This is a genomic window from Leucobacter muris (assembly GCF_004028235.1).
Lineage (GTDB): Bacteria > Actinomycetota > Actinomycetes > Actinomycetales > Microbacteriaceae > Leucobacter > Leucobacter muris.
On the sequence record NZ_CP035037.1, the window covers coordinates 2,967,540 to 2,981,036 of the forward strand.

Genomic DNA, 13,497 nt, shown 5'->3' on the forward strand with positions numbered 1-13,497 from the left:
GCGGCCCTCAGATCGTGAAGTCGCTCGCGGCGCGCGCCGCGGTGACCGTCTTCATGTAGTCGATCACGGGCAGGTGCTCGGGATGCTCGGCGTACTCGGCCAGACCGGCGGCGTCGTCGAAGTCGGCGATGAGCGTCAGATCGTAGTTGGCGCCGTCGAACAGCTCGTTGCGGTGCAGCGAGAGGGCGCGCACCGAGGGCACGCGCTCGCGCAGCGGCGCGATGCGGGCGATCGCCTCGGCCGCCTGGGCGTCGCGCTGCTCGCGGGTCTCACCGGCGAACTTCCAGCTCACGATGTGGCGCAGGGTCATGGGGGCTCCTTCGTGGGGGGGGGCTCGCCGCCGGTGCAGCGGAGCGGGGGTCAGTTGCGGGAGAACAGGCGCGGGCGGCGGGCGGCCTTCTCGACCGCGGCGGAGAGCCGGGCGGGATCGACCCGCCAGATCGCGTGGCGGCGCCCGTTGATCTGCACCACCGGGATGTCCTCCGAGTGGCGGCGCGCGAGCTCCTCGTCCCGCAGGATGTCGAGCTCGGTGAGCTCGGTGACGATCCCGCGCCGCCCCAGCTCATCGCGCACCTCCGCGATCGCCGCACGGGCGTCGTCGCAGAGATGGCAGCCGGGCTTGCCGATGAGGGTGAGCTGCACGGTCGTCACGATCGACCAGTGTAGCCCGACGGAACGACGAGAGGGCGCCGGGCCTCGGCCCGACGCCCTCTCGCGTCTCGCACTCCGGGCGGTGCCGTGAACGGCGCCGCCGGCGCGATTACTTCTTGTTGCGACGCTGGTGACGCGTCTTGCGCAGCAGTTTGCGGTGCTTCTTCTTGGACATGCGCTTGCGGCGCTTCTTGATTACTGAACCCACGGTTACCTCACAACGTCTCTCGGGCCGAAGGTATCGCGGCCCACAAAACACTTATATTACCGGTTCATGCCCACGAGCGCGAAACGGCGGGCGGCTCGAAGCGCGAAACATGCTACGCGCGCAGCTTGAAGCGGGCCACCAGCTCTTTGACGCGGTGCTCGGCCCGGGCCGCGGCGCGGCCGATGCGCTCGGCCGCCGCGGCGGTCTCCTCGGAGAGCACCTCGTCGCCGTCGAGGGGGTCGCCGAACGGGTCGTCGCCGTCGGGGCCCGGCACCCGGTCGCCGTCCTCGGAGAGGTACTCGACCGTCACCTCGGTGTCGAAGCCGGCCGACAGGAACGGGATCACGAAGTCTTCGACCATCTCGAGCGGCTCGGGATCGAGGGCGTAGAAGCGGTGCTGCCCCTCCTCGCGCACGGTCACCAGCTCGGCCTCGCGCAGCACCTTCAGATGCTTCGACACCGTGGGCTGGCTGATCTCGAGCTGCCCGACGATCTCGGAGACGCTCATCTCGGCGTCCTGCTGGTGACGTTCGAGCAGCACGCGGAGAATGTCGCGCCGGGTCGCGTCGGCGATGACTCCGAAAATATCTGGCATGGTGTCAAGGTTAGTCGGCCCGCGCGTTTCTCGCCCGCGGCGTACCGTGCCGGATCGCTCCGGCGTGTGTAGCATGACTGCTATCGAAGCGAACCGGGGCGCCCGGTCTCGCACTGCCGCAGGGGAAGAAGGAGTCGTGAGGGCACACGCCGTGAGCCGTCGGGCCTCCGCCCCGCTCTCGCAGAAGTCGTGGGTCAGCGCCATGATCCACTCCTCGCCCGCACGCTTCGCGCTGCTCGTCTTCACGAGCCTGATCCTGCTCTGGACGGCGATGCTCTCGCTGCCCATCGCGAGCCGCACGGGTGAGATGACGCCGCTCGCCGACGCGCTCTTCACCGCGGTCTCCGCGATCTGCGTGACCGGCCTCTCGACGGTCGACATGTCGGGTCACTGGTCGCTGTTCGGCGAGCTGCTGATCCTCGCCGGCCTGCAGATCGGGGGCATCGGCGTGCTCACCCTCGCGAGCATCCTCGGTCTCACCGTCACCCGCCGGCTGGGCCTCAGGCAGCGCCTGCTCGCGGCGGGCGACACGAACCCGATGCGCATGGGCCGCGACGTCTCGGAGAGCCAGGCGGTGGGCCTCGGCGAGATCGGCGGGCTGCTGGTGGCGGTGGCGGCGAGCCTCGTGGTGATCGAGGTCGCGCTCACGGCGCTCATCACGCCGCGGCTCATGGCCGCCGGCTACGACTTCTGGCACGCGCTCTGGAACGGCTTCTACCTCGCGGCCTCGGCGTTCACCAACACCGGCTTCGTGCCGCTGCCCGGCGGCCTCGAGCCGTTCAACACCGACCTCTACCTGCTGAGCGTGCTCGCCATCGGCGTGTTCCTCGGCGCCATCGGCTTCCCCGTGATCTTCGCGCTCTACCGCTACATCACCGGCGGCGGCTGGCGCGCGCACAAGCGCCTCGGCCTGCACGCGAAGCTCACCCTCTCGACGACGCTCATCTTCGTCGTGGTGGGGTGGATCGCGATCGCCGGGCTCGAGTTCGCGAACCCTGCCACGCTCGGCGGCCAGGGCTTCTGGGAGACGCTGCTCAGCTCGGGCTACATGTCGGTCATGACCCGCTCGGGCGGGCTCGGGATCATCGACCCGGTCGACATGAACGGCTCGACGCTGCTGGTCATGGACATGCTGATGTTCGTGGGCGGCGGATCGGCGTCGACCGCGGGCGGCATCAAGGTCACCACGCTCGCCGTGCTCTTCCTCGCCGCCTACGCCGAGGCCCGCGGCTACCGCGACATCCAGGTGTTCGACCGCCGCATCCCGAACGAGGTGCTGCGCGTGTCGGTCTCGATCCTCATCTGGGGCGCGACGATCGTGCTCGTCGCGACGGTCGCGCTGCTGCAGCTGACGGGCCGTCCGCTCGACATCGTGCTGTTCGAGGTGATCTCGGCGTTCGGCACCTGCGGGCTCTCGACGGGCCTGTCGAGCGAGGTCTCCGACCCGGGAAAGTACATTCTCGCGGCCACCATGTGGGCGGGCCGGGTGGGCACGGTGACGCTGGCCGCCGCCGTCGCGGCCTCGAGCCGTTCCCGCCTCTTCAAGCTCCCCGAGGAGAGGCCGATCGTTGGTTGACATCCGTGTTGAGATCACCGCCGCACCGGTGATAGCACCCCACGAAAGGGAGATCGTTGGTTGACATTCGCAGTGACGCCCCGGTGATCGTGATCGGCCTCGGCCGGTTCGGCGCCGCGACCGCAGGACAGCTCGACCGCCAGGACCGCGAGGTGCTGGTGGTCGACACCGACCCTCAGCTCGTGCAGAAGTGGGCGGATCGTGTGACCCACGCCGTGCAGGCCGACGCCCGCTCGATGGACGCGCTGCGCCAGATCGGCGCCGACGAGTTCCAGATCGCGGTCGTCGCGACGGGCGCCTCGATCGAGTCGAGCGTGCTCATCGCCGCGAACCTCGTCGACCTCGGCATCCCCCAGATCTGGGCGAAGGCGATCTCGCTCTCGCACGGCAAGATCCTCGAGCGCATCGGGGTGAACCACGTCATCTACCCCGAGCGCGAGGCCGGCGAGCGGGTCGCGCACCTGCTGAGCGGCAGCATGCTCGACTTCATCCAGTTCGACAACAACTACGTCATCGCGAAGATGTACCCGCCGCGCTCGATCCGGGGCCGCTCGCTCTCGGAGAGCGGCGTGCGCACGCGCTACCGCGTGACGGTGGTCGGCGTGAAGACCCCGGGGCAGCCGTTCACGCACGCTACGCAGGACACGGTGGTCTCGCCGCACGACCTCATCATCGTGAGCGGCACCGCGGCCGACGTGGAGCGCTTCGCCGCGATCGGCTGAGCTCGGGATCGCGCGAGCGCGTCCCGGACCCGTCGAGAGGCGGGAAACGCACGTGATCGGCGCCGGTCACATGCTTTTCTCGCCTCTCGGCGGGTATCGCGCAGGGCCCGCGGGCGCGGATCGACCGCCTCGTCAGCCGGCGACGGCCGCGGCGACCTCGGCGAAGACCCCCGCCGCCCAGTCGCGCGCCGCCTCGGCGGCCGGGATCGAGCCGCCGGCGTCGTGCCGCCCGTACTCCCCCACTCGCGTCGCGCCGCACGCCTGCAGCGCCTCGTCGACGAGCTCGCTGCCCCGCGAGTAGGTGCGCTCGTAGCTGCGGTCGCCCATGCCGAAGACGGCGTAGCGCACGCCCGCGAGCTCCGGCCGGTCGTCCGTCAGCTCCCGCACGAAGGGCTGCGCCGCACTCGGCACCTCGCCGTCGCCGTAGGTGGAGCAGATCACGAGGTGCATGCGCGACGGGTCGAGGTCGGCCGCGCGCACCTCGGCGAGATCGCGCACCACCAGGTCCGCTCCCTCGCCGAACGCGCGGGCGAGCTCGTCGGCCACGAGCTCGGCCCCGCCCGACTCGGTGCCGAAGAGGATCGTGGTGGGCGCCGCCGGCCCGATGCCCGATGCCGCACCCGTCTCGAGCGGTGGCAGTTCGAGGCCGGTGTCGGCCGCGGTCTCGAGCTGCGCTTCCCGGGTGGGCAGTTTCGCGCGTTCGCGACCGGGCGCGGCCGTGAGGCGCTCGCGCAGGTCGATGCGGCGCCAGCCGTCGAAGTCGGTCTCACCCGCGATCGGGGGCAGGCCGGCGGCCGACACGGTCACCGCTCCCGATTGGAGGTCGGCCGCGATGACGCGGGCGAGATCGCGGGCGTCGGCGCGCTGGTCCGGGATCGTGCCCTGCGGGCCGCGGCGCAGCCACCCGGCCGTGTAGAGGCCGGGCTCTACCCGCCCGTCGGGGTGCGCCCCCGGCTCGAGCGGGCTGCCGTCGTCGGCCGCGAAGCCGATCGCCGTGATGACGTCGTCGACGGCGATCCTCGTCTCGCCCTCAGCTCCCCGGAACACCGCGGTCTCGACGCGCCCCTCGCCCTCGAGCCGCTCGGGCGCGAGCCCGAACCACCACTCGATCGTGATGCGCGGCTCGGCTTCCCCCGCGGGTGCCCCGGGTCCCGCGGCACCCGCACCGCCAGCGCCGCCCGCACCCGCGCCCCGCGCGGTGAGCGCCCGCACGGCGTCGATGCGCGCGTCGCGGCCGTCGTCGGCGAGCTCGCCCGCCCCGTGCACGACGTGCCGCACGCCCGCGAGGCCCGCGAGCTCCCGCACCATGACCGGGTCGAAGCGCGCGGTCGCCGGACCGCTGCGGCCCACCACGTGCACGGTGCGCACGCGCTCGGTGAAGCGCCGGTGCGCGGCGTCGTCGATGTCGGATCCCTCGAGGCCTGCGGCGTCGCGCGCGATGAGCCGCACGATGTCCATGGCCACGTTGCCGTGGCCGACGACGGCGACGCGCTCCCCGAGCGGGTCGGGCACGGGCTCGTCGGGGTGGCAGTTGAGGAAGCGGGTCACCGCGCCCGCCCCGCGCACACGGACGAGGTCTGCGCCGGGAACGGGGAGCCGCGCGTCGCGGTGCATGCCGGTCGCGAGCACCACCGCGTCGTACGCTCCGCGCAGGTCTTCGAGCGAGACGTCGGCGCCGACGCGGCAGCTGCCGCGGAATCGCACGCCCTCCTCGGTGAAGAGCCGATCGAACTGCCGGGCCACGGCCTTCGTGCCCTGATGATCGGCGGCGACCCCGTAGCGCACGAGGCCGTAGGGCGTGGGCAGCTCGTCGAACACCTCGATCGGCGCGGTGGGGAAGCTGCGTCGCATCGCCTGGGCGGTGAAGCTGCCCGCGGGGCCGGATCCCACGATCGCGACGCGCGGCGCCGCCTCGCCCGCTGCGGCAGCAGCGGGGCGGGCCGAGCGGCGGCCGCTCCAGGCGACGGGCAGCTTCGTCATGCCCCGGAACACCCACCCGCCGATCTCGGCCGGATCGTCTTCCACGAGCGAGAGGCCGTCGAGCGATGAGAAGAGGAGCGGCAGCGCGACCTCCGCGACCTCGGCTCGGGCGGCCCAGGCGCCGAGGCACACGTGCACGCCCTTGCCGAAGGCGAGGTGCGGCTTGGACTCGCGGCGGATGTCGAACGACGCGGGATCGTCCCAGACCCGCTCGTCGCGGTTGGCGGAGAGGATGCAGATGCCGAGGCGGGCGCCCGCGGGCAGCCGCACGCCGACGAGGTCGGTGTCGCGCGTCACCTGGCGCGAGTAGAGGCCGATGGGCGCCACCCACCGGATCGTCTCGTCGAAGACGGCCTGCCACAGCGAGGGGTCGCTCTCGACGGCGGCGCGCTGCTCGGGGTGGGTGAGCAGCCCCCAGGCGGCGACGCCGAGGGCGTCGCGGGGCTCGTTGAGGCCGCCGCCGATCGTCATCTTCACGTTGGCCCGGATGCGGTCGAGCGGCATCTCGTAGTCGGGGATGCGCAGCAGCTGCGAGAGCAGCGACTCGTTCGGGTTGGCGGCGTGCCACGCGAGCATCTCGTCGAGCGCCGCGTCGACCTCGTCGAACGACTGCTTGCCGAGCGCCCACACGTCGGGGTCGTCGGCGTAGTTGCCGGTGGCGTCGATCATCGTCTGCGACCAGCGCTGCAGATCCTGCTGGGTGGCGTTGTGCAGGCCGATGAGCTCGCGCAGGCTCTCGGCGGCGAAGGGGGCCGAGAAGTCCCAGATCAGGTCTGCGCCGGGGCCCTTCGCGATGAACTCCTCGAGGTAGCGCTCGGCGTTGCGCTGGAACTTCGACTTCCAGACCCGCTGCACGGCGCCCGGGCGCAGCGCCGGCTGCCAGGCCTTGCGCTCGATGTAGTGCTCGGGGTCGTCCCGGCGCAGCATCGAGTGGCCCATCGCGCGGATCTGCAGCGAACCCTGTTCGTCGGCCGAGAAGATCTGCTGGTCGAGCTCGGTCTCGTGCACGGCCTCGTAGGAGGTGATGAGGTAGCGGCCGACCTGCGGCACCCAGTGCACGCCGCCCTCGGCGCGCAGCCGCTCGTAGATGGGGAATGGATCGCGATAGAGATCGGGAATGGTCACCCAGTCGGCGACCGGAGCCTCGTTGCTCGTCATGGCGCACCTCGTCGTTCTGAACTGCCGTACGCCTTCGAGTATGCTCGGCGCATAAACGAAACAAAAGCGGAATTATCTGCATTGTTTATTCGATAACGTGCAACAATAGGCGGCATGATCCGCACCTCGTCCGAAGGCCCCGCGCTCGAGTGGGGTATCAAGCGCTCCCTCGTGCAGTACGTGATCGGCATGCCCGACGGCTCGGCGAGCGTGCTCCCTCCCGCCCGGGTGGCCCGCGAGGGGTTCCGCTTCCCGGCGGCGGACCCCGCTCGGACCACTGACCCCGATGCCGCCGGCGTCTCCGACCGAACGCTCCGCTTCACCGGAACGGTGACGCTCAGCGGGCACAGCGGCATGCTGAGGCTCGTGTTCGAGGACCCCTGGCTGGTGCCGGGTGCGCGCCCCGGCCAGGCGTGGGAGCTCACGATCGCAGACCCCTACGAACCGGGATCGCGCCTGGCTTTCGCCGCCATCGAGCGCCTCGAACTCGACGCGGCCGGCGGCGGCGCAGCGAACGGCACCCGCCTCACCGCGGCGGGCGCCGACCTCTTCGCCTCGGGTCCCTACGCCGCCGGCACCGAGCTCGACGACCCGGTGGTGGTCGCGCGTGGCTGAACCGCTCGACGCGCCCCTGCCCGGGTTCACCCTGCGCCAGCTGGCCTACTTCGTCGCGGCCGCCGACGAGGGCACCATCACGGGCGCCGCCGAGCTGCTGCGCGTCTCGCCCTCGGCGATGTCCGACGCCATCACCGAGCTCGAATCGGTCATGCGCGAGCGGCTGTGCGTGCGCCGCCGGGCCCACGGGCTCACCCTCACGCCCGCGGGGGCTCAGCTCGTGCGCCACGCCCGGCTCATGCTCGCCGAGGCCGAGGAGCTGCGCCGCTCCGTCGGGGGCGGCGGGCAGCTGTCCGGCCCCGTGGTGATCGGCTGCTATCCGACGCTCGCGCCGACCGTCCTGCCGCCGCTGCTGCAGGACTTCGCCGAGCTGCACCCGCACATCGACCTCTCGATCCGCGAGGCGACGCAGGATCGGCTGGCCGAGGATCTCGCGTCGGGCCGCATCGACGTGGCGTTCGTCTACGACATGCTGGTGCCCGGCGACACCGAGCGCGCCAGGCTCTACGAGCTGCAGGCGCACGCGCTGCTCGCCGCCGACCACCCGCTCGCGGGGCGAGCGAGCGTGCGGCTCGACGAGCTCGTGGGCGACGACCTGATCCTGCTCGATGCGCCGCCCTCGAGCGAGCACACCCTCTCCGTGTTCGCCGAGCGCGGTCTGCGCCCGCGCATCAGGCATCGCACGGCGAGCTACGAGGTGGTGCGCACGCTCGTCGCCCGCGGCCTCGGGTACGGCGTCCTGGTGACGCGGGTCGCCAACCCCGAGAGCTACGAGGGCCTGCCCCTCGTCGCGAAGACGATCGTTCCGCCGGTGCGCCCGGTCGCGATCGACATGATCTGGGCTCCGGATCGGCCGGTCCCCGCGCGAACCCGGGCCCTGATCGAGTTCGCGCGGGGCGTCGCCTGGCCCTCGTGAGGGCCGCGGGTCAGACCGTGGCCGCCTCCCGCTGCGGCTCCTCGGAGCGCTCGATGAGCGGGGTGCCCCAGCGGTCCTTGATGACGAGCACGGCCACGAGCGAGATGGCGCCCATGACGGCGAGGTAGATCGACACGGATCCGATCCACCCGGTGCTCTGCTGCAGCCAGGTCGCGATCGTGGGGGCGAACGCGCCGCCGAGGATCGCGCCGAGCGCGTAGGAGAGGGAGACTCCCGAGTAGCGCACCCGCGAGGGGAAGATCTCGGCGAAGTACGCGGCCTGCGGGCCGTAGGTGAGTCCGGTGGACACCATCCAGGCGGCGAGCGAGACGGCCACCATCGCCACGATCTGCGTGTCGACGAGCAGGAAGAGCGGGAACGCCCACAGGATCTGCAGGGCGTAGCCGACGAGATACACCTTGCGGCGGCTCTGCCAGCGGTCCGACAGCCAGCCGCCGAGCAGCGTGGTGAGCGCCCACACCGCCGAGGCGAGCGTGACGCACCACAGCACCGCCGTGCGGTCCATGCCGTGCACGGTCGTGGCGTACGAGAGCACGTAGCCGCCCGTCGACATGTAGCCGGCGGCGTTGTTGCCCGCGAAGGTGAGGGCGACGAGGATCACGAGCCACCAGTGCTTCTTCAGCAGCTCCACGAGCGGCATCTTGGAGCGGGCCTTGCTCTCGCGCAGCTCGAGGAACACGGGGCTCTCCTCGACCGAGCGGCGGATGATGAAGCCCACCACGAGCAGCACGACGCCGATGAGGAACGGGATGCGCCAGCCGAACTCGAGGAAGCCCTCGGGGCCGTAGGCCGCGGTGGTGATGGCGAGCACGCCCGAGGCGAGCAGCATGCCGAAGGGCACGCCGAGCTGCGGCGCCGAGCCGAACAGCCCGCGCTTGCCGTCGGGGGCGTGCTCCACGGCCATGAGCGCCGCGCCGCCCCACTCCCCGCCGGCCGAGAAGCCCTGCAGGATGCGCAGCAGCACGAGCAGCACCGGCGCGAGCACACCCACCTGCGCGTAGGTCGGCAGCACGCCGATGAGCGTGGTCGCGGCGCCCATGAGCACGAGGGTCATGACGAGCATGGCCCGGCGCCCGACGCGGTCGCCGAGGTGCCCGGCGACGATGGCTCCGAGGGGTCGGAACAGGAAGCTGATGCCGACCGTCGCGAACGAGACGAGCAGCGAGGCCTGCTGACCCAGCGGCTCGAAGAAGAGCTGGGCGAACACGAGCGCGGCCGTGTTCGCGTAGATGAAGAAGTCGTACCACTCGATGGTGGTGCCGACCATGGTGGCGATGGCGACGCGGCGGCTTTCGCGACGCGGGCGGCTCGGTGCCGACGTGGACATGACAGACTCCCTTGTCCGTAGTGAGATGTGCGGCCCGCACCTCCTCGGCGCGGGCCACACACATCATCGGCCGTCGGCCATACACGGATCAAACGGATTTAACTGCATATCAAATGCTGCAAAACCGAAGAATAGGGAGGGTGCCGGTCTACTCGCCCCGCTCCAGCTCCTCCGATCGCCGCACGTTCGCGGCGAGCGCCCGGTCGAAGAGATCGCCCCAGTCGGCCGCCTGCAGCACCTCGACGGCCCGCTCGGTGGTGCCCTTCGGGCTCGTCACGTTGCGGCGCAGCTGCTCGGGCTCATCGTCGCTGCGCACCATCAGCTCGGCCGCGCCCGCGATCGTCTGCTGCACGAGCAGGCGGGCCTGATCCGCGTCGAAGCCGAGCCTCCGCGCCGCCGCGATCATGTGCTCGGCGTAGAGGTACACGTAGGCCGGGCCGGATCCCGAGACTGCCGCGACGTCGTTGATCTGATCCTCGCGCACCACCAGCACCTCGCCGACGGTCTCGAACAGGCGCCGCACCGTGGCGACGGCCTCCTCGCCCGCCGAGGCCCCGCCGGCGATGCCGGTCACCCCGCGCCCGATGTGCGACGGGGTGTTCGGCATCGCCCGCACGACCGCCACGCCCTCCGGGAGCTCGGCCTCGATCGCACTGCTCGGCACGCCCGCGGCGACGCTCACGACGATCGCCCCCGGCTCGAGGGCGTCGGCGATCCCTCGCGCCGCTTCGGCGACCGTCCACGGCTTCACCGCGAGGATCACGAGCCCGGCGCCGCGCACCGCGTGGCGGTTGGCGTCGGGATCGCTCTCGCCCGCGTAGGCGACCACGTCATCCGCGCCCTCGAACGCCGCGGCGCTCGAGACCGACCGGGCGGTGACCGCGATCGGGAGCTCGATCTCCACCCCGGGGGCGCGCAGCCCCGCCAGGATCGCGCCGCCCATGGAGCCGACGCCGATCATGGCGGTGCGCGGAAGTGCTGCTGACTGCGTTGAGTTGCTCATGCTTCCCCAGTGTAGGTACTCCCCGGGGATCAGACCGTGATGACCTTCGGGGCGGCGACGGCCTTCAGACCGTGCGCGCCGAACTCGAGTCCGTAGCCCGAGGCCTTCACCCCGCCGAACGGCACCATCGGGTTGAGCGTGCCGTGCTGGTTGATCCAGACCGTGCCGGCTTCGATGCGCTCCGCCACGCGACGCGCCTCCCCCGGATCCCCCCAGACCGAGGCCCCGAGGCCCTGCTCGGAGGCGTTGGCGCGGGCGATCGCGTCGTCGAGATCGGAGTAGCGGATCACCGGGATCACCGGGCCGAACTGCTCCTCGTCGACGAGAGCCGCGCCGTCCTCGATGTTGGTGACGATCGTCGCGCGGTAGAACTGCGCGCCGAGCTCCTCCGCGGGCTCGCCGCCGGTCACGATCCTCGCCCCCCGGGCGCGCGCGTCGTCGACGAGGCGCGAGACGATCTCGAACTGCTGCGGCGTCGTCAGCGGCCCGAGCAGGCTGCCCTCATCCGTCCCGGGCCCCATCGGGATCGACTCCGCCAGCTCCGCGAGCGCGGCGACCACCTCGTCGTGCACGGAGTCGTGCACGTACAGGCGCTTCAACGCGGCGCAGGTCTGGCCGGTGTTGATGAAGATGCCCCAGAAGAGCCCCTCGGCGATCGCCCGCGCATCGGCTCCGGGGAGCACGATCCCCGGGTCGTTGCCGCCCAGCTCGAGCGTGAGCCTCGCGAGGTTGTCGGCCGAGCTGCGCACGATCTCCCGGCCCGTCTCGGTCGACCCGGTGAACATCACCTTGTCGATGCCGGGGTGGCTCGCGATGCGCGCTCCTACCTCCCGGTTGCCCGAGACGACGGTCAGCACCCCCTCCGGCAGGCGCCGGTTCATGAGTTCGACGACCGCGAGCACGCTGAGCGGGGTGTAGCTGCTCGGCTTCACCACCACCGCGTTCCCCATGCGCAGCGACGGGGCGATCTGCCAGATGCCGATCAGCGCGGGCCAGTTCCACGGCCCGATCGCCGCCACCACGCCGAGCGGCACGTAGTGCAGCTCGGAGCGGGTGCCCTCCGCCTCGAACAGCACCTCGGGCTCGATCGCGGTGTCGGCCGCGCTGCGCACCCAGACCGCGCAGCCGCCGGCCTCGAACCGCGCCCCGGCGCCGTTCAACGGCTTGCCCTGCTCCCGCGCGATGATCCGCGCGAGATCCTCGGCGTTCGCCTCGATCTCGTCGGCGGCGAGCCGCAGCAGTCGCGCGCGCTCGTCGTGCCCGAGGCCGGCCCAGGCCGGCTGGGCGGCCCGCGCCGCCTCCACCGCGGCGTCGAGATCGGCCGTCGTGTGCACCGGGGCGTAGCCCATGGTCTCGCCCGTGGCGGCGTCCGGAATCGGGCGCCCCTCCTCCTGCGTCGCGGAGATCGCGTCCAGCAGCGTGTTGTCGGTCATCTCAGTCTTCCTCTCGTCTCGTACCGGCGCACCGCTCAACGGTCGCCGAAGGAGGCCACGCAGGCGCTCGTCGCGTCGTCGTAGGCCACGTCGTCGTAGCTCTCCAGCCCGGCGAGGTACTGCTCGAGCACCCCCTCGGCGTCCTCGAGCCCCTGCTCGGTGGCGAGCTCGATCCACATCTCCTGACCCGAGTCGCCGAGCGCGTCCTTCCAGGCCTGGGTGTCCTGCTCGGCCCACGCCGTGAGCGATTTCACGGTCGGGGCATCCTTCATCTGCTGGCACTGGCCGGCCGCGACCTCGTTGAACGCCGCGATGCCCTCACCGGTGTTCAGCTCCTCGGTCACCTGGTCGAACTGCTCGCGCAGGTCGTCGGGGAGCGCGTTGTAGGCGTCGGCGTTCACCCACATGCCGAAGGTCGAGTACTGGCCGATGCCCGGGTCGGTCCAGTCGGGCAGCAGTTCCATCAGCCCGTAGTTCACCGGGAAGTCGATGGCGCCGCCGATCGTGGAGACGACCCCGCGCTCGACCGCCTCGTAGGTCTCCGGCGCCGTGACGGCGACGATGTTCGCGCCCTCGTTGCCGATGGCCTGCTGGATGATCGGGCCCGAGACGCGCACCTGGGCGCCCCGGAACTGGGCGACGCTCGTGATCGGCTCGTGCCCGCCGATCAGGAAGCGGCCGACCGGCCACGTCGCGACGTGGTGCAGGCCGTTGCGCTCCATGATCGCCTTCGCGGGATCGTAGTCCTCGTGCAGGTCGTAGATGGACTGCATCGCGGCCTGGGCGTTCTGGCTGAGGAACGGGATGCTCACCATGCTGGTGGAGGGGAAGTACTGGGGCGTGTAGTCGGGCACCGTGACGCCGATCTGGGCGCGGCCGTCGCGCACGCATTCGGCGACCTCGGGCGCCTTGCAGAGCGCCTCGGTGGCGGTGCGCTCGAAGGTGATGCGGCCCTCGGCGACCTCCTCGACGCGGTCGAGGAACCAGTTCTGCACGGCCGCGTTCGGGGTGTCGGCCTGAGCGCCGGTCACGAGCGTCCAGGTGACCGATTCCCCGCCGTCTCCGCCGTCTCCGCCCGACGACGCGTTGTTGATGCCGGAGCAGCCGGCGAGCACGAGGCCCGCGACCGCGATGAGGCCGATCGAGGCGGCGGTGCGGCCGACCCGACGGGGGTGCTGGTGGGTGGAGAACATCATTGTCCTTTCGTGGGTGTCCCGCTGCCGTACGGAGCGAGGTTGACTTCATTGTTCAGCGGTGCGCCGGCACTGTCTTTGGCAGGCGGCGCAGACGGA

General features: G+C 71.4%; 13 protein-coding genes. 4 read left to right on the plus strand and 9 right to left on the minus strand.

Annotation, left to right across the window (positions count from 1 at the left end; genetic code table 11):
• Nucleotides 1-7: 7 nt before the first annotated feature.
• The 4 genes from Leucomu_RS13910 to Leucomu_RS13925 form a co-directional block, all read right to left on the minus strand.
• A complete protein-coding gene (locus tag Leucomu_RS13910; protein WP_128387579.1) occupies nt 8-310 on the minus strand; it encodes a Dabb family protein in 303 nt (100 codons plus the stop codon).
• 50 nt (nt 311-360) lie between these two features.
• The gene (locus Leucomu_RS13915; RefSeq protein ID WP_017882638.1) at nt 361-651 is read right to left on the minus strand and encodes a glutaredoxin family protein; all 291 of its coding nucleotides are present in this window, start codon (nt 649-651) and stop codon (nt 361-363) included.
• 109 nt (nt 652-760) lie between these two features.
• Complete coding sequence (locus Leucomu_RS13920; protein WP_005504750.1) at nt 761-859, minus strand: 30S ribosomal protein bS22; 99 nt, start codon at nt 857-859, stop codon at nt 761-763.
• Nucleotides 860-971: 112 nt separating this feature from the next.
• Complete coding sequence (locus tag Leucomu_RS13925) at nt 972-1,454, minus strand: ArsR/SmtB family transcription factor (RefSeq protein WP_017882637.1); 483 nt, start codon at nt 1,452-1,454, stop codon at nt 972-974.
• Between the two features lie 202 nt (nt 1,455-1,656).
• On the opposite strand from Leucomu_RS13925, the gene Leucomu_RS13930 reads away from it, so the two are divergent.
• Together Leucomu_RS13930 and Leucomu_RS13935 are read left to right on the plus strand one after the other, a co-directional pair.
• On the plus strand, nt 1,657-3,030 hold the full coding sequence (locus Leucomu_RS13930) for a TrkH family potassium uptake protein (protein ID WP_128387890.1): 1,374 nt from the start codon (nt 1,657-1,659) through the stop codon (nt 3,028-3,030).
• 56 nt (nt 3,031-3,086) lie between these two features.
• Nucleotides 3,087-3,752, plus strand: coding sequence for a potassium channel family protein (locus tag Leucomu_RS13935; protein ID WP_031289485.1), 666 nt, complete (start codon nt 3,087-3,089; stop codon nt 3,750-3,752).
• Nucleotides 3,753-3,884: 132 nt separating this feature from the next.
• On the opposite strand, the gene Leucomu_RS13940 is transcribed toward Leucomu_RS13935, so the two are convergent.
• Nucleotides 3,885-6,890: a cytochrome P450 gene (locus Leucomu_RS13940; protein WP_128387580.1), complete on the minus strand. Its 3,006-nt coding sequence runs from the start codon at nt 6,888-6,890 to the stop codon at nt 3,885-3,887.
• A gap of 114 nt (nt 6,891-7,004) precedes the next feature.
• Between Leucomu_RS13940 and Leucomu_RS13945 the strand changes: the two genes are divergently transcribed.
• Together Leucomu_RS13945 and Leucomu_RS13950 are read left to right on the plus strand one after the other, a co-directional pair.
• Nucleotides 7,005-7,505, plus strand: a complete 501-nt coding sequence (locus Leucomu_RS13945) for an HtaA domain-containing protein (RefSeq protein ID WP_128387581.1) — start codon at nt 7,005-7,007, stop codon at nt 7,503-7,505.
• On the plus strand, nt 7,498-8,421 hold the full coding sequence (locus tag Leucomu_RS13950) for a LysR family transcriptional regulator (RefSeq protein WP_017882633.1): 924 nt from the start codon (nt 7,498-7,500) through the stop codon (nt 8,419-8,421). Before Leucomu_RS13945 ends, Leucomu_RS13950 begins: the two co-directional genes overlap by 8 nt.
• Nucleotides 8,422-8,431: 10 nt before the next feature.
• Here the strand turns inward: Leucomu_RS13950 and Leucomu_RS13955 are convergent, their stop codons facing one another.
• The 4 genes from Leucomu_RS13955 to dctP form a co-directional block, all read right to left on the minus strand.
• Nucleotides 8,432-9,769, minus strand: a complete 1,338-nt coding sequence (locus Leucomu_RS13955; protein WP_017882632.1) for an MFS transporter — start codon at nt 9,767-9,769, stop codon at nt 8,432-8,434.
• Nucleotides 9,770-9,917: 148 nt separating this feature from the next.
• Nucleotides 9,918-10,772 (minus strand): pyrroline-5-carboxylate reductase, encoded by an 855-nt coding sequence (proC, locus tag Leucomu_RS13960; RefSeq protein ID WP_128387582.1) that lies wholly within the window; start codon nt 10,770-10,772, stop codon nt 9,918-9,920.
• Nucleotides 10,773-10,801: 29 nt separating this feature from the next.
• On the minus strand, nt 10,802-12,205 hold the full coding sequence (locus Leucomu_RS13965; RefSeq protein WP_128387583.1) for an aldehyde dehydrogenase family protein: 1,404 nt from the start codon (nt 12,203-12,205) through the stop codon (nt 10,802-10,804).
• A gap of 35 nt (nt 12,206-12,240) precedes the next feature.
• Complete coding sequence (gene dctP / locus Leucomu_RS13970) at nt 12,241-13,398, minus strand: TRAP transporter substrate-binding protein DctP (RefSeq protein ID WP_164884575.1); 1,158 nt, start codon at nt 13,396-13,398, stop codon at nt 12,241-12,243.
• Nucleotides 13,399-13,497: the final 99 nt, after the last annotated feature.